This window comes from Myxococcaceae bacterium JPH2 (assembly GCA_016458225.1).
Lineage (GTDB): Bacteria > Myxococcota > Myxococcia > Myxococcales > Myxococcaceae > Citreicoccus.
In genome coordinates this window covers 74,891-95,190 of the sequence record JAEMGR010000010.1, presented here as the reverse complement: position 1 = coordinate 95,190, position 20,300 = coordinate 74,891, and the positions used below count along the sequence as shown (strand labels likewise).

The following is a 20,300-nucleotide window of genomic DNA, read 5'->3' as shown; positions in this document are numbered from 1 at the left end:
GCGCGCGAGCGCCGGGGCCAGCGTGGGGACGAGCCATCGTGTCCCCGCGCGCCCCATGTCCGCCGCTATTCCTCGGGGGGGATGTCCGGGGCCAGTGGATGCAGGGTGACCACCTCGTGGGGATCGTCGGACGCGCTGCGGACTTCGTCCAACTCCTCGGGCGTCTGCGGCGCCCGCTCGGAGAAGTTGTCACCCTCCAGGTGGCGCTGACGCTGCTCGCTCGTCTCTCCGTAGCCCTCGTGAAGCTTTTTCCTGGCCATGCTCGTGCTCTCCGCGCGTCGTCCCACCGCACAAGGGTTGGGGGCCGCGAGGGCTCGGGCAACTCACGCGCGTGGGTCGTTCCGAGGGCGAGGAGGCACGCCGCGCCTCACTCTTCCTGCTGGAGCTCAGCGCGCGCGTCGGCGGGCCGCTCGCGCTGGGCATCCAAGTAGGCAGCGAAGCCCGCCTTGGACTGGATGCGCAGCGTGGGCAGCCGCGCCAGGGCCTCGGGTGCGAAGGCGTACTGCTCACAGACGAGGCTCGCTCGCTGCTCGCCCGGACCACCGCCCGTGAAGGGGCGCACCTCGTGTTGGAGGTCGCCTCGGAAGTGCACCAGCATCCCGGGTCGGGGCTTCACCTCGCCCACGGAGCGATCGTCGCGCAAGAGGTGCAGCGCGCCGCCGCGTGCCTTCTCCGGGAACTGGAGATACAGGACGCTGACATGCTCGGGCATCGCGCCGGGCACGCCGCTGGGATCCTGCAGCGTGGCGTCGATGTGGCGGCCCACCTCGGTGCCCGCGTCGAGCAGCAGCAGGTTCAGGTAGTACGCGTTGGGGCGCGGGCGATCCGCGCGCGGCCCCCACCACCGCTCTCGCCAGGGCCAGAGTCCGCGCGCGCTCTCGGGATCGAGCACGCGCGAGAGATAGGTGCCCAGGAAGGGGAAGCGCTGCTCGAGCGCGGCGCGCCCCTCGTGCGTGAAGATGAACGCGAAGCCGCGGCTGGCGCGGAACGTCCCCATGAGCGGGCTGCGCGCCACGAAGCGCGAACCCAGCAAGGCATCGCGCAGGGCGACCCGTTCGTTATTGGAGAAGGCATTGCGCCGAGTCACGAAGTCGCGCACGGGGCAAGGCTATTCCAGATGCCTCGGTGACGGGTCAGCCAAGCCGCCGGAAAAGCGACCGCTCGCGTTTTTCTCTCTCGGTGTGGTCGTTTAGAGTTCGTTGCGACTCCTACCTCCTTCCACCACCGAGCCGAATGAGCGCGTTGCTCGAAGCCCTGCTGGCCTTTCCGACCGCCGTCTTCACCATCCTGCTCGGGGTGGTGTTGAGCTACTGGCTGTTCGTCATCATCGGGGCCGTGGGCATCGACGTGCTGGATGGCGACGTGCACCTGGACGTGGAGTCCGGGGCCAAGGCGGTGGGGGGCGCGATCCAGGGTGGGGCCAAGGCGGTGGCGGGACACGGGGACGCGTCGCATTCGCACCTCGATGACGCGGAGGCGGCCGCGGGTCTCTTCGGACTGCTGGGCTTCAGTGGGATTCCGGTGACGGTGTCGGTGAGCCTGGTCGTCTTCCTGTCCTGGGCGCTGTCGGTGGCGAGCGGGCAGGCGGTGCACGCGGCGCTGAGCGCGTTGCCTTCGGCGCTGGTGAGCGCGGGGCTGGGGCTGCTGTGCTTCATCGCGGGCACGCTGGTCGCGAGCGTGCTCGTGCGGCCGCTGCGGCCGGTCTTCGTGGCCAAGCGGGCCCCGGGGCGTGAAGCGCTGATGGGCCGCGTGTGCGTCGTCTCCAGCGGCTCCGTGACGGAGCGCTTCGGCCACGGCACCTTCGAGGATGGTGGCGCGGGCCTCATCCTCAACATCGTCTGCGCCAAGGCCAACACGCTCAAGCGCGGCGAGCCCGCGCTCATCCTCGGCTACGACGCCAGCCGAGACGTCTACGAAGTGGAGCCCGTGGACTGGCTCCTGCCCGAGGAAGCGGCGCGCCTGGGGAATCCCAGCGAGGCCCAGGCCTTGGCTCGCGCCCGGGTTCGAGCGCGATGAGTCCTTGAATCGTTTCGCGTCACGACCCGACTGTCGGGCCGATGTGACAACTCGCTCCGGAGCGCTTTCGCGGGGGACTCCGGGGCCTTGGTACAAGGCCCGCCCATTCACTTCACAGGAAAGGCCATGGATCCCATCACGCTGGTCGCAATCATCGGTGGCGGAGTCATCATCCTCTTCGGCATCTTCGTCACGGTCGCGAAGTTCTATCGGCAGGTCGACCAGGGCAAGGTGCTCATCGTCAACACGTTGAAGAGCGAGCCCGTCGTCACCTTCACCGGCTCCGTGGTGCTGCCCATCGTGCACCGCTCCGAGGTGATGGACATCTCGCTCAAGACGGTGGAGATCGATCGGCGCGGCAAGGAAGGCCTCATCTGCAAGGACAACATCCGCGCGGACATCAAGGTCACCTTCTTCGTGCGCGTGAACAAGACGCGCGAGGACGTGCTCAAGGTGGCCCAGTCCATCGGGTGCGCGCGCGCCAGCGATCAGGAGACGCTGGAGAACCTCTTCGAGGCCAAGTTCTCCGAGGCCCTCAAGACGGTGGGCAAGAGCTTCGACTTCGAGGAGCTCTACACCAAGCGCGAGGAGATCAAGGACCAGGTGGTCCGCGTCATCGGCCGCGACCTCAACGGCTACATGCTGGAGGACTGCGCCATCGACTTCCTGGAGCAGACCCCGGTCGAGATGCTGGACAAGGACAACATCCTCGACGCGCAGGGCATCCGGAAGATCACCCAGCTCACCACCGAGCAGAACGTCTTCACCAACGAGCTGCGCCAGAGCGAGCGCATGGCCGTCACCAAGCGCAACGTGGAGGCCGATGAGGCCATCTTCGCGCTGGAGCGTCAGCGCCAGGAGGCCGCGGCGAAGCAGAAGCGCGAGATCGAAAGCATCCAGGCCCGCGAGACGGCCGAGGCCGACCGCGTGAAGAGCGAGGAGCACGCCAAGGCGGAGCTGGCGCGCATCAAGGCCGAGGAGGAGATCCTCATCACCGAGCAGAACAAGTCTCGGCAGGTGGAGGTCGCCCAGAAGAACCGCGAGCGCGTGGTGGGCGTGGAGGCCGAGCGCGTGGAGAAGGACCGCGCCCTGGAGGCCATCAACCGCGAGCGTGAGACGGAGCTGCAGCGCATCGCCAAGGAGAAGGCCGTCGAGGGCGAGAAGAAGCTCATCGCGGACGTGGTGCGCGCCCGCGTCGCCGTGGACAAGACGGTGGCCGAGGAGGAGGAGCGCATCAAGGACCTGCGCGTGACGGCCGAGGCGCGCCGCAAGAAGGACGCGCTGGTCATCACCGCCGAGGGCCAGGCCCAGGAGAAGCTGGTCAAGGATCTCAAGGCGGCGGAGACGAGCGCGGACGTGGCGAAGTTCACCGCGCGCGAGAAGCTCACCCTGGCGGACGCGGACCTCGAGGCCGCGGACAAGACGGCCAAGGCGAAGATGCGGCTCGCCGAGGGCGTCCAGGCCGAGGCGGCCGCGGCGGGGCTCGCGAACGTGCGGGTGCGCGAGGCGGACGCGGTGGCCACCGAGAAGCAGGGCATGGCGCAGGTGCGCGTGAAGGAGGCCGAGGCCAGCGCCATCGAGAAGCAGGGACAGGCCCAGGCCGTGGTCGTCCGGGAGCGGCTGCTCGCGGAGGCCGCCGGTGCCCAGGAGAAGGGCATGGTGAGCGCGCGCATCCAGGAGGCCGAGGCCAGCGCCATCCACAAGCGCGGCGAGGCCGAGGCGTTCGCCACGAAGGAGAAGCTGCTCGCGGAGGCCGCCGCCATCCAGGAGAAGCTCATGGCCGAGGCGCGCGGTCTGGCCGAGAAGGCCGCCGCGATGAAGGCCCTGGACGGCGTGGGCCGCGAGCACGAGGAGTTCCGCCTGCGGCTCCAGAAGGAGCGCGACGTGGAGCTGGAGTCCATCCGCGTGCGCAAGGACATCGCCCACGCCCAGGCGGAGGTCCTCTCCAAGGCGCTCGCCAACGCGAAGTTCCAGATCGTCGGCGGCGACGGCGAGTTCTTCGAGCGCTTCGTCAAGGCGGTCTCCTTCGGCTCCTCGGTGGACGGCGCGCTGGACCACAGCGAGTCGCTCAAGAAGGCGTTGGGTGGCTACCTCTCCGGTGAGAAGGACCTGCCGTCGGACATCAAGGAGATCCTCTCCAAGCCCGGTCTGACGAACGACGTGCAGAACCTGGCCGTGGCCTCGCTGCTCAACCGCATGAACGTCAACCCGACCGCCTCCGCCGCGAGCAACCTCAAGGCGCTGGTGAACGCGGACGGACAGCCCAAGAGCGACAAGCAGGGCTGACCCTCACGCTGGCGGTTGGGACAGGGGGCCCGTTCGCGGGCCCCCTTCGTCGAGACGCAGTCGGTTCTATCCGGTGAATCTTCATGGCAAGTGGCGGCGACAGGGCCTCGGGCGAGGCGACGCTGGAGGGCGGCAGCTACGAGGTCATCCGCACGCGCTTGCTGGCGCACGCGGACGCGCTGGCGACCCAGGCGAATGACCTCAACGCGCGGCGCAAGACGCTGTTCGGCGGCACGGAGTTGTCCGTCATCGGCAACGAGCGCGTGCGCACCGAGAACAACTGCGTCCCGCGCGACATCGTCAGCGTCGGCAAGTACGTCCTCTTTGGCTACAACGTCTTCATCGGGCTGAAGAAGGAGACGGCCGTCTCGGACGTCTTCTCGCTGCACCGCTTCGAGGCGACGGCGGAGGGGTTCGACCTGTCCGCCGTGCCGCACACCGAGGCCGGCGGCTTCCTGGCGGACCCTCGGTTCGTGAAGGACTTTGGGGAGCTGTACAAGTACTACAAGGACACGCGGCTCACTCAGCTCCGGCGCCGGGACTCGCGCCTGCTGGCCGTCTTCCAGACGGGGCAGTCCGCGCGGGACGTGAAGGTGTTCCGCTTCAACGTGGACGTGGAGGGCCGCGCCACGTACCTGGACAACCAGGGCGAGCGCGACCACGTCTTCCCGCCCGCGCAGGACTTCGAGTGGACGGTGGCCACGCGTGAGCACTACGTGCTCGGCCAGCACCCGCACGTCAACGTGTTGGATCAGGTCTTCGTAGAGACGGTGAAGGGTGACCTCACCGTCAAGGTGGAGAACAACACCACCACGGGGCTGGGCATCTACAGCGAGCCCGTGGAGGATCCGGATCAGTCGCTCGATGACGCCGAGTTCGCCTGGGCGCAGGTAGGCGGCCTCATCCTGCTGCGCGTGCTGCCGTTCCGCGAGAAGGCTTACCGCTACCTCGTCTTCAACTCGCGCACGCAGCATGTGGTGCGCATCGATGCCATCGGTCAGTCGTGTGTGCGGCTGCCGGAGGACCAGGGCATCGTCTTCCCGGGCGGCTATTACCTCCAGACGGGGGACTTCAAGGTCTTCGAGGGTGCCTCCGAGGGGATGGAGTTCCATCAGGCGGTGCGCTCGCCCAACGGCGAGGACGTCCTCTACGTCTTCCACCGCCGCGACGAGGGGGCCTACGTGCTGTTCGCGTACAACCTCGTGCGCAAGGAGGTGCAGAACCCGCTCGTGGGTCACGGCATGAGCCTCTTCGCGGACGGGCGCCTCGTCGTCTTCCGCGCGACCTCGGCCGAGCCCACCCGCGTGCATCCGATGCAGGTGTGGCAGACGCCGTTCGTCTCGGCTGAGCACGCCGCCGCGACGCCGCCGGTGCCGGGCTACCTGGGCAAGGTGGGCAACGCGGAGTTGGTGCGCGGCATCTCGGACGCGCTGACGCTCCAGCGCATCGCGAAGACGAATCAGCCCTCGCGGCGCACGTACGAGGACCTCGTCTCCGCGGCCACGCGCGCGCTGGATGCGTACTACTGGCTCAACCACGCGGAGGTGGGGCTCCAGTCGCACGTCGAGCAGCTTCGCCGCACGGCCGAGCTCATCATCGATGAGTTCGAGAAGGTGCTCGCGCTGCGCCGTCGCGCCACCGACTCGCTCGCCGAGGCGGAGAAGAAGCAGGACGCGCTGCTGCTCCAGGTGCAGCCCGAGGGGCTCGTGGATGCGGAGGGCTACATGCGGGCGCTGGCGGAGCTGCGCCAGCATCGCGGCCACCTCATCACCCTGAAGGACATCCGCTACATGGACGTGGCGCGGGTGGACGTCCTGGAGGCCGCCGTGGAGGAGGCCTCTGGCCGCGTCAGCACCGCGTGCGTGGAGTTCCTCCAGAAGGGCGAATCGCTCCAGCCCATCGCTCAGCGCCTCGATGAGCTGCTGGGCCGCTTGGAGCCCATCACCACCACGATGGAGCTGGCGCCGCTGGCGCAGGACGTGGAGATGACGGGCAAGGGCCTGGAGGTGCTGGGCGAGGTGGTCGGCGGACTCCAGGTGGGCGACCCGCTGGCTCGTGCCCGCATCCTCGAGGGCATCTCCGAGTTGTTCAGTCGCGTCAACCGCGTGCGGGCGGGCGTCCAGGCCCGGCGCAAGGAGCTGAGTGGCAAGGAGAAGCGGGCGGAGTTCGGTGCCCAGTTCAAGCTCCTGGGCCAGAGCATCGAGAGCGCGCTGACCCAGTCGGACACTCCCGCGCGCTGTGACGAGGCGATGTCTCGCCTCACGGTGCTCCTGGAGGAGTTGGAGGGCCGCTTCGGGGAGTTCGACGAGTTCCTCGGGCAGATCACCCAGAAGCGCGAGGAGCTGCTCGAGGCCTTCGGCGCGCGGAAGCAAGCGCTGGTGGACGAGCGTCAGCGCCGGGCGAGCAACCTGTTCGGTGCCGCGGAGCGCATCCTTCAGGGTGTCCTGCGCCGCGCGAAGTCGTTCCCGTCGGATGACGCGCTGAACGCGTACTTCGCCTCGGACGCGATGATCCAGAAGCTGCGGCAGCTCGCCGATCAGCTGCTGGAGCTGCAGGACAGCGTGCGCGCGGATGAAATCCTGTCGCGCGTGAAGTCCGCCAAGCAGGAGGCCCTGCGCGCGCTTCGCGATCGCCAGGACCTGTACGAGGGCGGCGAGGGCCTCATCAAGCTGGGGCCCTATCGCTTCCACGTCAACACGCAGTCGCTCGACCTGACGTTGATTCCGCGCGATGGCGCGCTCTTCCTCCAGCTCACCGGCACGGACTACACGCGGAAGCTGGAGGACCCGGAGCTGCTCAAGTACCGCGACCTCTGGGAGCAGCACCTCGTCTCGGAGTCGGCCGAGGTGTACCGCGCCGAGTATCTGGCCGCGTGCGTGCTCTCGGCCGCGGAGGACGGCGAGCGGGGCAGTTCGTTGTCTTCGCTCCAAGAGGCGGTCGCGCAAGGCACGCTGATGGAGAAGGTGCGTGCGCTCGCGGCCGAGCGGTTCGACGAGGGCTACGAGCGAGGCGTCCACGACGCGGACGCGGCGGCCATCCTGGAGAAGTTGCTCGGGCTGTACCAGGGCGCGGGCCTGCTGCGGTTCTCTCCGACGGCGCGCGCCTGGGCGGCGCTGTACTGGGCCTTCGACTCGGACGACGCGGCGCGCGCGGTGCTCCATCGTCGGGCGCGCAGCCTCGCGCGGCTGCGCACGGTGTTCGCTTCGTCCTCGGAGCTGAGCGCCCTGGGCGATGCGCTGGGCGAGCGCGTCGAGGCGTTCCTCCGCGCTCATGGGCTCGCGCATGCGGAAGCGGATGCGCGGCAAGCGGGCCGCTACCTCGTGGAGGAGCTGGCGGTGGAGCGCCCCCGGTTCACCACCGCGCGGGAGACGGTGGCGCTGCGGGATGCGTTCCTCGCGCAGCTCGACAAGCAAGGGTCGCGCGCGGCGTTCGAGGATGACCTCCGGGGCCTGGAGAAGAACCTGCCCGAGCGGCTCCTGCTCGCGCGGGCGTGGCTGGAGGCTTCCCTGTCGCGGCGGGAGGAGGGCCCCGGTGACGCGCGCCTCCTGGTCGACGAGGCGGCGGTGCTGCTCGTCACGGAGCGCAAGCTGGAGCGCACCACGGCGGGCGCGCTGACGTCCACGGAGGTGACGGGCCTGTTGGGAAGCCACGCGCGCATCCAGGACCGGAAGCTGGTGCTGCGGCTGGATGAGTACCTGGCTCGGTTGGAGGCGTTCCGTCGGACGCGCGTGCCCGCGTACCTCGCGTATCGCGGGCTGCTGCGGGATCTGCTGGAGCGCGAGCGGCGCAAGCTTCGCTTGGAAGAGCTGACGCCCAAGGTGCTGACCAGCTTCGTGCGCAACCGCCTCATCGACGAGGTGTACCTGCCCCTCATCGGCGCGAACCTCGCCAAGCAGCTCGGGGCGGCGGGGGAGGGCAAGCGCACGGATCGCATGGGCATGCTCTTGCTCATGTCTCCGCCGGGCTACGGCAAGACGACGTTGATGGAGTACGTGGCCAGCCGCCTGGGGCTCACCTTCGTGAAGGTGAACGGTCCGGCGCTCGGCCACGCGGTGAAGTCACTGGACCCCGCCGAGGCGCCCAACGCCACCGCGCGGCAGGAGGTGGAGCGCATCAACCTGTCCTTCGAGATGGGCAACAACGTGATGCTCTACCTCGACGACATCCAGCACACGGATCCGGAGCTGCTCCAGAAGTTCATCTCGCTGTGCGACGGCCAGCGCCGCATCGAGGGCGTCTGGGAGGGCCGCACGCGCACGTATGACCTGCGCGGCAAGAAGTTCTGCGTGGTGATGGCGGGCAATCCCTACACCGAGACGGGCGAGCGCTTCCGCATCCCGGACATGCTCGCCAACCGCGCGGATACCTACAACCTCGGCGACATCCTGGATGGCAAGGAGGAGCTCTTCGCGCTGAGCTACCTGGAGAACTCGCTGACCTCCAACGCGGTGCTCGCGCCGCTGGCGACGCGGGACCCTGGCGACGTGCACCGCCTGTTGCGCATGGCGAAGGGCGAAGAGGTGCCCTCGGGCGAGCTGAAGCACGGCTACTCGGCGGCGGAGCTTCAGGAAGTCATCGCGGTGTTCCAGCGCCTCTTCCATGTGCAGCGCGTGCTGCTGAAGGTGAACCTCCAGTACATCGCCTCCGCGGCGCAGGATGAGCGCTTCCGCTCGGAGCCCGCGTTCAAGTTGCAGGGCAGCTACCGCAACATGAACAAGCTCACGGAGAAGGTCGTCGCGGCGATGACCGACGAGGAGCTGGAGCGGCGCATCGATGACCACTACCAGGGCGAGTCCCAGACGCTGACCACGGCGGCCGAGCAGAACCTGCTCAAGCTCGCGGAGCTGCGCGGGCGACTGAGCGAGGCGCAGGCGAAGCGCTGGGAGGAGATCAAGCAGGGCTTCGCGCGCGTCAAGCGCATGGGGGGCAAGGAGGACGACCCCGTGGCGCGCGTGACCGGGCAGCTCGGGGCCATCGAGGAGCGGCTCGGCACCGTGCGGGATGCGCTCGTGGAGGCGGCCTCGCGTGCGCGGCCCCGTGCCTCGGAGCAGGACTCGTTGGCGCCTCGGCTCGATTCGCTCCGCGAGGCGCTGCTCGACGTGGCGCGCTCTGGGGCAGAGGCCCCGGCACCGCAACAGGCGCCCGCGTTGGACCTGTCGCCCTACGTGAAGCACCTGGCCCAGTTGCTCAAGGCCCTCACGGAGCGCGCCGCGGCGCCCGTCGTGGCCCCGCCCGCGAGTGCGCCGGACGTCAGCCCGCACCTGGCCGAGCTGACCCGGGCCATCGCCTCGCTGGCGGATCGCCCGGCCCACGTCACGGTCACTCCCTCCGAGCCAGTCGCGCGTGGGCCGGTGGCACCGTCACCCGCGGAGTTGAGTCGGCAGATCGAACTGGTGGAGGGCGCGCTGCTGCCGCTGGAGCGCGCGTCTCGCCGAGCCATTCAAGGCGAAGAGGAGGCCGTCAAGGCGCTCCAGGTCTGGCAGGGCGTGACGGAGGCGCTGGAGGTCCTGCGCGGCATGCTGCGCAGATAGGCCCACGGCTCACTTGAACTGCGCGCTGCCCTGGACGCTGGAGTTGTCGAGCACCTTGGGCAGCGTGTCGGTGAGCTGCTGTCCGTCGCTCGCGGTGACGCGCACCTGGAAGCTGCCGGTGCCCACGCCACTGTTCGCGACGAAGTAGTTGTAGTCCTCGCGAGGAATGGCCTTCCAGTCGCCGTCCCGCTTCCACTCGAGCTTCTGGATGGGCAGCCGGTGGTTGCGGATCTGGATGGCCGTCCAGTCCGGGTTGCTGCCGTCCTTGAAGTGGTACTCGATGTTGCCCGCCACATCGCAGGACACGGGCGTCCATGAGATGTCCACGCGACCCAGACTCATGTCCGCGACCTTCGCGAACGCCTCGCGGCTGAGATCCAGGTGGCCCTTGTCGCAGTCCGGGCACTGGTCGACGATGCGCACGCGCACCGTGCCCTTGGGGCCCACCACGTCGACGCACTGGCCGCACGTGGCGCTGCGTGCGTACTGCGCGGTGTTGATGGCGGCGACCATCAAGTCACCGCTCGGATCGAAGCTGCAGTTCCCCGCGCCCGTCGCGTCGTAGAAGGTGGCGATGCCCTTCTGCTGCTCGCCCAGCGGGAGACCTCCGCCAGAGGGATCGTCTCCACAGGCGAGCCCGGTCAGCAGGGCGGTGGCGGCCAACGACACGGCAAGGCGCGGAGCAGGGCGTCGGTTCATGCGCGCGAGCATACACGCCGCATGAAAGACACCGCCCACGCCCGAGCAGGTCGGACGTGGGCGGTGTTCCCCCCTGGGTTCTGACGTCCCCCCGGACGTCAGTTGCCGCGCGCCGAGGCGCCAGAGAGCGCGCGGGCTTGTGTCACCAATCGAACGAACTCGGTGCGATCCGCGTCACCGTTGGCGGACCCCTCGGCCAGCTTCTGCGTGGTGCCCAGGCTCCAGCCCTCGGCGGCGGGCGCGGCGCGGAGGATGTCCGCGGTGGCGGCCACGGCGAGCGCGAAGCGGAAGTCCGGCGAGGCCTCATCCAGCGAGGTGTGCACCTGCGCACGGGTGAGCGGGAAGGACTGCTCGGCGGCCTCGGTGCCGTTGGGCGCCTTGGCCCGGATGCGCACCGTGGCCAGCTCCTGGGCCGCGCCCGTCAGCTCGACCTCGTAGAGGGCGGTGACGTTGTGGCCCGCGCCAATCTCGCCGGCGTCCACCTTGTCGTCGCGGAAGTCCTTGTCCGCGATGTCCCGGTTCTCGTAGCCGAGCAGGCGGTAGCGGCTCACCGACTTCGGGTTGAACTCCACCTGGAACTTCACGTCCTTGGCGATGACCTCCAGCGTGCCGGTGAGCTGCGTCTCGAAGACCTTGCGCGCTTCCTTGAGGCTGTCCACGTAGAAGCTGTTGCCGTTGCCCTTGTCCGCCAGCTTCTCCATCATGTCGTCGCGGTAGTTGCCCATGCCGAAGCCGACCGTGGTGAGGGTGACGCCCTCGGCCACGTACTTGTGGACGCTCTCCAGCATGGCATCGGCGCCCAGGTTGGGGCCGATGTTGGCGTCACCGTCGGTGAGCACGACGACGCGAGACACCACGCCGCCCGCGGCCTTCTTCACCGCGTGCCCATAGGCCATCTGCATGCCCGAGCCCATCGCGGTGCCACCGCCCGCCGACAGCGTGTCGATGGCGGAGTAGATGCGCTGGACGTCCGTGGCCGGCGTGGGGGGCAGCACATCCCGCGTGGAGCCCGCGTAGGTGACGATGGCCACCGTGTCGTTCTCGTTGAGGTTCTTCACGGCGATCTTCATCGCCTCGCGCGCCAGGGGCAGCTTGTCCTCGGACTGCATGGAGCCGCTGGTGTCCACGAGGAAGACGAGGTGCGCGGGCTTGCGCTGCGAGCGCGAGACGACCTTGCCCTGCACACCCACGCGCAGGAAGTGGCGGCGCGGATTGAACGGCGAGGGCGCGCCCTCCAGATGCACCGAGAAGGCGCCGGTGGTGGGCGGGGCGTAGCGGAACTTGAAGTAGTTGACGAACTCCTCCACGCGCACGGCGCTGGTGGGAGGAAGTTGGCCCTGCTGCAGGTAGCGCCGCGCCACCGTGTACGAGGCGGTGTCCACGTCCGCGGCGAAGGTGGACAGCGCGTCCTTCGCGGTCTCCGTGAAGGCGTTGGGCTTGTACGCCTCGAACGTGTTGCCGCCCGCGGAGGCGCGCGCGTCGCCGTCCTTGTCCTGCATGAACTTCTCGGACGCGGGGACCTTCTTGGAGGGCGCCTCACGGCGAGCCGCCGAAGGGGCAGGAGCGCCGCTTGAACGCATCACCATGACCGCCTCGGCTGCGGGGGCCACGTCTTTCGGCGCGGGAGGCGGCGGGGGCGTCGAGGGTTGTGCGATGGCGCCTGTGGCCTGAGGGGCATCGTCCGCTTCGGCGCTCGCACCCTCCGGCTTCGGTGTGGCAGGGCCGGTGCTGGAGAGGCTGCCATTGCTCACCCGCGGCGCGGTCTTCGACTCGACGGGGGCGAGCTGCGAGGAGCAGGAGGACAGCAGACTGGCGGCTAGGATGGCGCAGCCCCATCGGGTCGCGCGGCGCTTCTGGAAGGTCGAGGACATGGGGGCTCCGAGGGCTGCGAGTAGGTCGGGGCCTCGAAACGCACGACCTTGGAAATGGGTTTTATTCCCCGATTATTCGGCGGCGGGACGGTTCCCTCGGACGTGTCGGACGCTTGCGTGGCGAGGGCCCATTTGCGACGGTCCGCGCCATGCAGACGACACGGCCATTTCGCATCCTGGGCGTTCAGCAGGTCGCCATCGGCGGGCTCGACAAGGGCGGGCTCCGCAAGCTGTGGGTGGACATGCTGGGCCTCCATCCCCACGGCACCTACCGCAGCGAGCGCGAGAACGTGGACGAGGACATCGTCATCGCGGGGGCAGGGCCCTTCAAGGTCGAGGTGGACCTCATGCAGCCCATCCAGCCGGATGGGAAGCCGCGCGTGCACGACCCCGCGCTCAACCACGTGGGCCTCTGGGTGGATGACCTCGCCGTCGCGGTGAAGTGGCTGGAGTCGCAGGGCATGCGCTTCACGCCGGGCGGCATCCGCAAGGGCGCGGCGGGCTTCGACGTGTGCTTCATCCACCCGAAGGGGAACGAGCAGTTCCCGCTCGGCGGCGAGGGCGTGCTGATCGAGCTGGTGCAGGCCCCGCCCGAGGTCATCCGCGCCTTCGAGCAGGCCTCGGCGCAGCCGTAGCCGCGCGTCGCCTCACTGGGACGAGGCGGGGGTTCGGGGGCGCAGGTGCTTGCGCACGCTCCCGAAGCCCTGCTTCACCGCGCGCTCCAGCCAGTCATAGGCCCGGCACAGCAGGTACGTGAGCACGATGATCGCGAGCGTCAGCCCCGTGTAGAGGAGCCAGCCGCTGCGGTCGCCCCAGAAGCGCTGGAACGAGAAGACGCCCGCTGTCCGGTAGAACAGCAGCATCTGGTGGAAGAAGTACGCGGAGAGGGACGACGTCCCGAACACCTCGATGAAGCGCCGCGAGCGACTCGGCGGCGCATCCGAGGCCCGCTTCGTCTCCAGCCACACAAGGACGAGCAGCGCGGCGCAGACCCACGCCCAGCGCGCCGCCGAGTTGGACGGGTTGGCCACGAAGAACCGGTGCGCGGGATACAGCGCATAGAGCGGACGCGCGGCCAGCGTCCCCACGATGCCCAGCCCCACCAGGAACACGAGCGCGCGAGCCAGCCCCGCGCGACCCCACGCGCCCGCCGCGGTCCCCGCGAAGGCACCGAGCCACGCGAAGCCCACCCACGGCAGCAGCGGGAAGGGCGCCCACGAGGACTTGCGCAGGAAGGACGCCCACGGCTCAGGCGCGATGTCCCCCAGGGGCGCGAGCGCGAACGCGACCATGGCCAAGAGGAACGCCACCGCGCCCAACACCCGGGGACGGAACGCGAGCCCCGCGGCCACGGGCAGCACGAGCAGCAGACACACGCCCACGCACTGGAGGATGTCCATGCGGAGGATCCACTTCGGCTCGCGCAGCAGCGGGAACCAGGCCCAGTTGACCAGCGTGGCCACCACGAGCACCTCGCCGATGCGGCGCAGGTTGCGGGGCACGCGCTCGCGCAGGACGCCATCGGCCGCGCTGCGCACCATCACCAGCGCCAGCGCGAAGCCCGCGGAGAAGATGAACGCGGGCGCCACCAGCCCATCCAGCTTCAACAGCCGGCCGGTCCACGCGCTTCGGCGCAGCTCGGGCGTGAGCAGCGCCAGCGTATGGCATTGGATCATCACCAGCACCGCGAGCCCGCGCAGCCAATCAATGGCCCGCACGCGCTCGCGCGAAACAGGAAGCAGAGGTGTCGAGGGTCCCACGGAGGGGGCACGCTAGGGCAGCCGTGACGCCGTTGCACGTCCCGGTGCTCGGGTCGTGACGCTTGGCGTAGCAATCATCGGCGCGGGCTCGGGGCTCAGGGGGAGCACGCCAGGCCAGGCTCGTTGGCGTCCACGTCCTGCAGTTTCAAGAGGCAGCGCAGGGCCTCGGGGTCGGCGGAGTCCGCGAGATAGGTGTGCCGCCAGAGCAGGGCCGCCACGCGCTTGGGGAGGCGGGGATCCGGCGCGATGAGGGCCCGGTGCACGCCGTTGGAGCCCGCCAGTGCCTGGGCCTGGGCCTCGCGCAGCTTGGCGACCTCGTCGGGGCAACCTTCCGGGCAGTTGTAGAGGAACACCGCGTGCCCATGCTCCAGGTTGTGGAGCCACGAGCAGCGCGGCTGCTCCTCGGTGTACTCGCGGCAGGACAGCCAGGTGGGGCAGTGGGGGCCGGCGTTGGGCGGCTCCTCGCCGTTGCCGCACCCGGTGCTGATGCACGTCGCGACGTGGTTCGCGGAGGCGGGCTCGGACGTGGTGATGGTGAAGCGGCTGCAGTCCTGCGGCTCGGGCTCTGGCTGCGGCGTGGTGGAGCCACAAGCGAGCAGCGGGGCGGCGAGCAGGGCGAGCGCGAAGGGCGAGCGGAGCATGACCGCCCTTCATAGCGCATCCGGTCGAAGGACTCGTCCCATCCTCGAACACCTCGGGAGAGGGGTTGGGGGGCTGCTCGGCCCTCGGACGGCCCAGGGCGGGTGGCGGCCCCGCACTTCCGGGATGCCGGAGGGCGGCGGTTCTTCTACTGTCCGCCCCCATGACCCGACCCCTCACTGTGCAGCCCCGGATGCGAGCGCTCCTGGCCGTCCTCGCGCTGACGGCCCTGCCGTCGGCGGCTCAGGAGACGCGTGTTCCGCGCGCTCCGGCCGCCAAGGCCACCCCCGAAGAGGCGAAGAAGTTCGTCCAGTCGCTGAACGCCGACCTCAAGCGGCTGTGGGTGAAGCAGTCGACCGCCGAGTGGATCAAGTCCACGTACATCACGGACGACACCGAGCGGAACGCCGCCTCCGTCAACGAGGAGGTCATGGCCTTCACCAACACCGCCATCAAGGCGTCCCGCCGCTTTGACGGGCTGAAGCTGGATCCGGACACCGCCCGGATGATCCACCTGCTCCAGGTGTCCCAGACGCTGCCGGCCCCGGCGGACGCGGGCAAGCGCGCGCAGCTCGCCGCCACGGCCGCGAAGCTGGAGGGCCTGTACGGCAAGGGCAAGTACTGCGGCAAGGACGGCAAGGGCACCTGCCGCGACCTGGAGGAGCTGTCCGATGTGATGGCCAAGAGCCGCAACTACGAGGAGCTGCTGGACGCGTGGCGCGGCTGGCACGCCATCTCGCGCCCCATGCGCCCGCTGTACGAGCAGCTCGTGACGCTCTCCAACGAGGGCGCCAAGGACATCGGCTTCAACGACCTGGGCACGCTCTGGCGCTCCAGCTACGACATGACGCCCGCGGAGTTCGAGAAGGACGCGCAGCGGCTCTGGGGCCAGGTCAAGCCCATGTACGACGAGCTGCACTGCTACGTGCGCGGCCGTCTGGCCAAGCAGTACGGCGAGGCCAACGTGCCCGCGGGCAAGCCGATCCCCGCGCACCTGCTCGGCAACATGTGGGCGCAGGAGTGGAACAACATCTACCCGCTCGTCGAGCCGTACCCCGGTCAGGCCAGCCTGGACGTGGATGGCGCCATGCAGGCGCAGGGCTATGACGCGCAGAAGATGGTGAAGCTCGGCGAGAAGTTCTTCACCTCGATGGGCCTCAAGTCGCTGCCGCCGTCGTTCTGGGAGCGCTCGCAGTTCACCAAGCCGCGCGACCGCGACGTCGTCTGTCACGCCAGCGCGTGGGACGTCTCGTTCGACAACGATCTGCGCGTGAAGATGTGCATCAAGCCCACCGAGGAGGATCTGATCACCATCCACCACGAACTGGGCCACAACTACTACTACACCTACTACTACCAGCTCCCGGTGCTCTTCCAGGCGGGCGCCAACGACGGCTTCCACGAGGCCATCGGTGACGCGCTCACGCTCTCCATCACCCCGGCCTACCTGCAGCAGCTCGGCCTGCTCAAGGCGGTGGAGAAGAACGACAAGAACCTCATCAACCTGCAGCTGAAGGACGCCCTCGAGAAGGTCGCGTTCCTGCCCTTCGGCCTGCTGGTGGATCAGTGGCGCTGGGACGTGTTCTCCGGGAAGGTGAAGCCGGCGGACTACAACAAGTCCTGGTGGGCGATGCGCGAGAAGTACCAGGGCGTCAGCGCCCCGGTGGCGCGCAACGAGCAGGACTTCGACGCGGGCGCCAAGTACCACGTGCCGGCCAACGTGCCGTACACGCGCTACTTCCTGGCGCGCATCCTCCAGTTCCAGTTCCACAAGGCGCTGTGCGAGGCGGCCGGCTACAAGGGCGCGCTCCACGAGTGCTCCATCTACGGGAACAAGGAGGCCGGAAAGCGGCTGCAGGCCATGCTCGAGATGGGCGCCAGCAAGCCGTGGCCCGACGCGCTCTACGCCATGACGGGCACGCGGCAGATGGATGCCACCCCGATGCTCGAGTACTTCGCGCCGCTGCGCCGCTGGCTCCAGGAGCAGAACCAGGGCCAGAAGTGTGGCTGGTGAGGTTGCGGGCTAGACGTGGGAAACCTGGACGAATAAATTCTCGCCCGTCTTGCTGGGTTGACTCTGCCGAGACCGGGCGGCGGATCTTCGCGTCCGAGATGGAAAGAAGAAGAAGGCAATGGCGACTGGTACCGTGAAGTGGTTCAACGACGCGAAGGGCTTCGGCTTCATCACCCAGGACGGTGGCGGTGAGGACGTGTTCTGCCATCACTCGGCCATCAACATGGACGGGTTCCGCACCCTGGCCGAGGGCCAGAAGGTGGAGTTCGACGTGACCCGCGGCCCGAAGGGTCTGCAGGCGCAGAACGTTCGCGCGGCGTGATCCCGTCTGTCGTTCGGACGACTTCCTGATTCAACATGAGGGTCCGATCCTTCCCAGGGTCGGACCTTCGTGTTTTTGGAGCCCTCGTGTCCCTGAGAAAATCCCGGGCCTCTCGCGCCCGCCTGTTTCCGCTGCTGGCCGCGCTCGGCTGCGCGACCACGTCTCCCGTGCCCGCAGCCCCTTCGCCGTCGAAGGAGGCCGCCCCGGCGCCACCGCCCGCCGCCACCGCACCTCAACCTCAGGCGGACCTCTCCGCGCTGAAGGCGGAGCTGGTCGCGAAGCATGGCGAGGCGCAGCGCGCGCGCATCGAGCGAGGCCTGACGCAGGTGGCAGCGCTCTGGCGGCCCGAGGATGGGGACCTGGCCGAGTTCGCGCGGGAGCAGTTCGTCTCGGATCCGAAGCTGCTCGACGCGACGTTCGCGCGCATGGAGCGGCTGTTCGAGCAGCTCGATGGGCACATGAACGAGATGGGGCGCGAGCTCCAGTGGTACACGGACCTGGACCTGGGGCCGCTGTTGCCGGTGGAGCCGTTGCTGGCGGCGTATGACCCCTCGTCGAACCTGGTGTCGGACTTGTTCCGCGCGCGGGTGGGCTTCGTGGTGTTGCTCAACTTCCCGCAGAGCACGCTGGCGGAGCGCACGACGCAGGGCTCCACGTGGACGCGGCGTCAGTGGGCGGAGGCGCGCCTCACCGCGCGCTTCAACCGGCGCATCCCGGCGGAGGTTCAGCAGCACCAGGCGCAGTCCATCGCGGCCGCGAACCTCTACATCGCCGAGTACAACGTCTGGATGCACCACCTGCTGGACGCGCAGGGGCAGCGGCTGTTCCCCAAGGGGCTGCGCCTCATCAGCCACTGGAACCTGCGCGACGAGCTGAAGGCGGACTACGCGGATCCGCAGGGCATCGCCAAGCAGCGGATGATCATCCAGGTGATGGAGCGCATCGTCACGCAGACGATTCCAGCGGCCGTCATCGACAATCCCCGCGTGGACTGGAACCCCTTCACCAACGCGGTGACGGTGGCGCCCGCCGCCGAGGTGGAGGAGAACGCGCCGGCCCGCGAGGCGAAGGCGGACCTCGCTCCGGAGCCGGACACCCGCTACGCGCGGCTGCTGGGGAACTACCGCACGGCGCGCGAGGCGGACCCCTATTCGCCGGTGGCGCCCACGCAGATCGCCCGCAGCTTCGAGCTGGGGCGCGAGCTGCCCGAGGAGCGCGTGCGCGCGATGCTCACGCAGCTGCTCACGTCGCCGCTGGTGCCGCAGGTGGCCCGCATCATCCAGACGCGCCTGGGGCGGCCGCTGGAGCCGCAGGACCTCTGGTTCGCGGGCTTCAAGCCGGGCGGCAAGGTGCCCGAGGCGCAGCTGGATGCCCTCACGCGCAAGCGCTATCCCACGGCGGACGCCTTCGCGAAGGACATCCCGCGCATCCTCCAGGGCCTGGGCTTCACGAAGGAGAAGGCGCAGTTCCTGGCCGAGCACATCCGGGTGGACCCCTCGCGCGGCGCGGGCCACGCACAGCAGGCCATGCGGCGCGGTGACTTCCCGCACCTGCGCACGCGCGTGGAGCCCGGAGGCATGAACTACAAGGGCTACAACATCGCGGTGCACGAGCTGGGGCACAACGTGGAGCAGGTGTTCAGCCTCTACGAGGTGGACCACACGTTGCTCGCGGGCGTGCCCAACAACGCCTTCACGGAGGCGCTGGCCTTCGTGTTCCAGGCCCGCGACCTGGAGCTGCTGGGGCTGGGCAAGTCCGACGCGTCGAGCGAGCGTGAGCGCGTGCTCAACGACTTCTGGCAGGCCTGGGAGATCGCCGGCGTGGCGCTGGTGGACATGGCCACGTGGCATTGGATGTACGAGCACCCGGACGCGACGCCCGCGCAGCTGCGCGACGCGGTGGTGGCCATCTCGCGGGACACGTGGGACCGGTACTACGCGCCGGTGCTGGGCGGGAAGGGCAGCCCGCTGCTCGGCATCTACAGCCACATGATCAGCTACCCGCTGTACCTGCCGGACTACCCGATCGGCCACCTCATCGCGTTCCAGATCGAGGAGCAGCTCAAGCGCAAGGGTCCGCTGGGCGCGGAGTTCGAGCGCATGGCGAAGGAGGGCGCGGTGACCCCCGATGAGTGGATGCGCAACGCGACGGGGGCCCCGGTGAGCGCCGATTCGCTGCTGCGCGCGACCGAGACGGCGGTGAAGCAGCCGTAAGGGCCGCGGCGGTGCCTTCCCGCGCAGGAGGCGGGGAGGCACCGCGCGCGGAGCGCTACTTCGCGGACGTATCTCCGGGGATCTCCACCAGCTCCACGTCGAACACGAGCACGGCGTTGGGCGGGATGCGCGAGCCCTGGGGCGGGCGCTCGCCGTAGGCGGTGCTGCCCGGGCACGTCAGTTTGGCCTTGCCGCCCACCTTCATCTTCTGCACGCCCTGCGTCCAGCAGGGGATGACGCCGTTGAGCGGGAACTCGACGGGCAGGCCACGGCCGTAGGAGCTGTCAAACTCGGTGCCGTCCACCAGCGTGCCGCGGTAATGCACCTTCACGGTGTCGGTGGCGCGCGGCGTCTTGCCCTGGCCGGCCTTCACCTCGCGGTAGATGACGCCCGAGGGCAGCTTCGTCGCGCCCGGCTCCTTGGCCGCGCGCTCCAGGTAGTTCGCGTTGACCTGCGCCTGGCGCGACTTCGCGAGCGCCTGGATCTTGGGCGCGTAGTCCTCCAGCTTCACGGCGGGCGTCGCGCCGTTGAGTCCGTCCTGCATGCCCCGGTGGAGGACCTCCACCTCGGCCGGGGAGAGGGCGAACAGGGACAGGTCCTTCCCCACCGACAGGCCCAGGGCATAGACGGTCTTCTGGTCCTCCGTCTCCAGCCCGGCCGACGAGGTCGCGGCCTCGGTCGTCGAGGGCTTCGTGCCCGTATCGGGCTTGCTGGCCTTGGGGGCCGGCTTCGCGGCCGGAGCCGTCTGGGCCTGGACGCCCGTCGCGCCGAGCGCGAGCACCAGGGCCGTCATCCATGTCGTCCTTCGCATGCTTCCGCCTTTCAAGAGAGCGGCGCGACTATAGGGGGTGCGCATGTGGCCTCGTGTGTGAAACGCGCGCGGCGCACATCGGAGGCGAGCGCGAGTGATGGCCCGCGCACACAGTCCCGCGCGAAGAATCCAGCGAGC

General features: G+C 69.2%; 14 protein-coding genes. 7 read left to right on the top strand and 7 right to left on the bottom strand.

Annotation, left to right across the window (positions count from 1 at the left end; all coding sequences use genetic code 11):
• Positions 1-65 precede the first annotated feature (65 nt).
• Complete coding sequence (locus JGU66_17750) at positions 66-260, bottom strand: hypothetical protein (protein MBJ6762616.1); 195 nt, start codon at positions 258-260, stop codon at positions 66-68.
• Positions 261-367: 107 nt separating this feature from the next.
• On the bottom strand, positions 368-1,099 hold the full coding sequence (locus tag JGU66_17745; GenBank protein ID MBJ6762615.1) for a 2OG-Fe(II) oxygenase: 732 nt from the start codon (positions 1,097-1,099) through the stop codon (positions 368-370).
• Positions 1,100-1,233: 134 nt separating this feature from the next.
• Here JGU66_17745 and JGU66_17740 point away from each other — a divergent pair, with 134 nt between their 5' ends.
• The 3 genes from JGU66_17740 (at position 1,234) to JGU66_17730 (ending at position 9,833) form a co-directional block, all read left to right on the top strand.
• Positions 1,234-2,016, top strand: a complete 783-nt coding sequence (locus JGU66_17740; protein MBJ6762614.1) for a hypothetical protein — start codon at positions 1,234-1,236, stop codon at positions 2,014-2,016.
• 126 nt (positions 2,017-2,142) lie between these two features.
• Positions 2,143-4,302: a hypothetical protein gene (locus JGU66_17735; protein MBJ6762613.1), complete on the top strand. Its 2,160-nt coding sequence runs from the start codon at positions 2,143-2,145 to the stop codon at positions 4,300-4,302.
• Between the two features lie 83 nt (positions 4,303-4,385).
• A complete protein-coding gene (locus JGU66_17730) occupies positions 4,386-9,833 on the top strand; it encodes a DNA repair ATPase (GenBank protein MBJ6762612.1) in 5,448 nt (1,815 codons plus the stop codon).
• Positions 9,834-9,842: 9 nt separating this feature from the next.
• Here the strand turns inward: JGU66_17730 and JGU66_17725 are convergent, their stop codons facing one another.
• Both JGU66_17725 and JGU66_17720 read right to left on the bottom strand, forming a co-directional pair.
• Positions 9,843-10,532 carry a hypothetical protein gene (locus JGU66_17725; GenBank protein MBJ6762611.1) on the bottom strand — a complete coding sequence of 230 codons (690 nt, stop codon included), beginning with the start codon at positions 10,530-10,532 and terminating at the stop codon, positions 9,843-9,845.
• A 98-nt stretch (positions 10,533-10,630) separates the two neighbouring features.
• Entirely contained in the window at positions 10,631-12,403 is a 1,773-nt protein-coding gene (locus JGU66_17720; protein ID MBJ6762610.1) for a von Willebrand factor type A domain-containing protein, read from the bottom strand.
• 149 nt (positions 12,404-12,552) lie between these two features.
• On the opposite strand from JGU66_17720, the gene JGU66_17715 reads away from it, so the two are divergent.
• A complete protein-coding gene (locus JGU66_17715) occupies positions 12,553-13,038 on the top strand; it encodes a VOC family protein (protein ID MBJ6762609.1) in 486 nt (161 codons plus the stop codon).
• A 12-nt stretch (positions 13,039-13,050) separates the two neighbouring features.
• Here JGU66_17715 and JGU66_17710 read toward each other — a convergent pair whose 3' ends face one another.
• On the bottom strand, positions 13,051-14,079 hold the full coding sequence (locus JGU66_17710) for a DUF1624 domain-containing protein (protein MBJ6762608.1): 1,029 nt from the start codon (positions 14,077-14,079) through the stop codon (positions 13,051-13,053).
• A gap of 179 nt (positions 14,080-14,258) precedes the next feature.
• A complete protein-coding gene (locus JGU66_17705) occupies positions 14,259-14,804 on the bottom strand; it encodes a DUF3105 domain-containing protein (GenBank protein MBJ6762607.1) in 546 nt (181 codons plus the stop codon).
• 161 nt (positions 14,805-14,965) lie between these two features.
• Here JGU66_17705 and JGU66_17700 point away from each other — a divergent pair, with 161 nt between their 5' ends.
• The 3 genes from JGU66_17700 (at position 14,966) to JGU66_17690 (ending at position 19,351) form a co-directional block, all read left to right on the top strand.
• On the top strand, positions 14,966-16,816 hold the full coding sequence (locus tag JGU66_17700) for a M2 family metallopeptidase (GenBank protein MBJ6762606.1): 1,851 nt from the start codon (positions 14,966-14,968) through the stop codon (positions 16,814-16,816).
• Positions 16,817-16,934: 118 nt separating this feature from the next.
• The gene (locus JGU66_17695) at positions 16,935-17,138 is read left to right on the top strand and encodes a cold-shock protein (GenBank protein ID MBJ6762605.1); all 204 of its coding nucleotides are present in this window, start codon (positions 16,935-16,937) and stop codon (positions 17,136-17,138) included.
• A gap of 86 nt (positions 17,139-17,224) precedes the next feature.
• Positions 17,225-19,351, top strand: a complete 2,127-nt coding sequence (locus JGU66_17690) for a hypothetical protein (GenBank protein MBJ6762604.1) — start codon at positions 17,225-17,227, stop codon at positions 19,349-19,351.
• 55 nt (positions 19,352-19,406) lie between these two features.
• On the opposite strand, the gene JGU66_17685 is transcribed toward JGU66_17690, so the two are convergent.
• On the bottom strand, positions 19,407-20,144 hold the full coding sequence (locus JGU66_17685; protein MBJ6762603.1) for an FKBP-type peptidyl-prolyl cis-trans isomerase: 738 nt from the start codon (positions 20,142-20,144) through the stop codon (positions 19,407-19,409).
• Between the last annotated feature and the right edge of the window lie 156 nt (positions 20,145-20,300).

Coding starts and splice junctions, on each gene's coding strand:
- JGU66_17750 (MBJ6762616.1), bottom strand. CDS start 260: ATGGCCAGGAAAAAGCTTCACGAGGGCTACGGAGAGACGAGCGAGCAG.
- JGU66_17740 (MBJ6762614.1), top strand. CDS start 1,234: ATGAGCGCGTTGCTCGAAGCCCTGCTGGCCTTTCCGACCGCCGTCTTC.
- JGU66_17735 (MBJ6762613.1), top strand. CDS start 2,143: ATGGATCCCATCACGCTGGTCGCAATCATCGGTGGCGGAGTCATCATC.
- JGU66_17730 (MBJ6762612.1), top strand. CDS start 4,386: ATGGCAAGTGGCGGCGACAGGGCCTCGGGCGAGGCGACGCTGGAGGGC.
- JGU66_17725 (MBJ6762611.1), bottom strand. CDS start 10,532: ATGAACCGACGCCCTGCTCCGCGCCTTGCCGTGTCGTTGGCCGCCACC.
- JGU66_17720 (MBJ6762610.1), bottom strand. CDS start 12,403: ATGTCCTCGACCTTCCAGAAGCGCCGCGCGACCCGATGGGGCTGCGCC.
- JGU66_17715 (MBJ6762609.1), top strand. CDS start 12,553: ATGCAGACGACACGGCCATTTCGCATCCTGGGCGTTCAGCAGGTCGCC.
- JGU66_17710 (MBJ6762608.1), bottom strand. CDS start 14,079: ATGATCCAATGCCATACGCTGGCGCTGCTCACGCCCGAGCTGCGCCGA.
- JGU66_17705 (MBJ6762607.1), bottom strand. CDS start 14,804: ATGCTCCGCTCGCCCTTCGCGCTCGCCCTGCTCGCCGCCCCGCTGCTC.
- JGU66_17700 (MBJ6762606.1), top strand. CDS start 14,966: ATGACCCGACCCCTCACTGTGCAGCCCCGGATGCGAGCGCTCCTGGCC.
- JGU66_17695 (MBJ6762605.1), top strand. CDS start 16,935: ATGGCGACTGGTACCGTGAAGTGGTTCAACGACGCGAAGGGCTTCGGC.
- JGU66_17685 (MBJ6762603.1), bottom strand. CDS start 20,144: ATGACGGCCCTGGTGCTCGCGCTCGGCGCGACGGGCGTCCAGGCCCAG.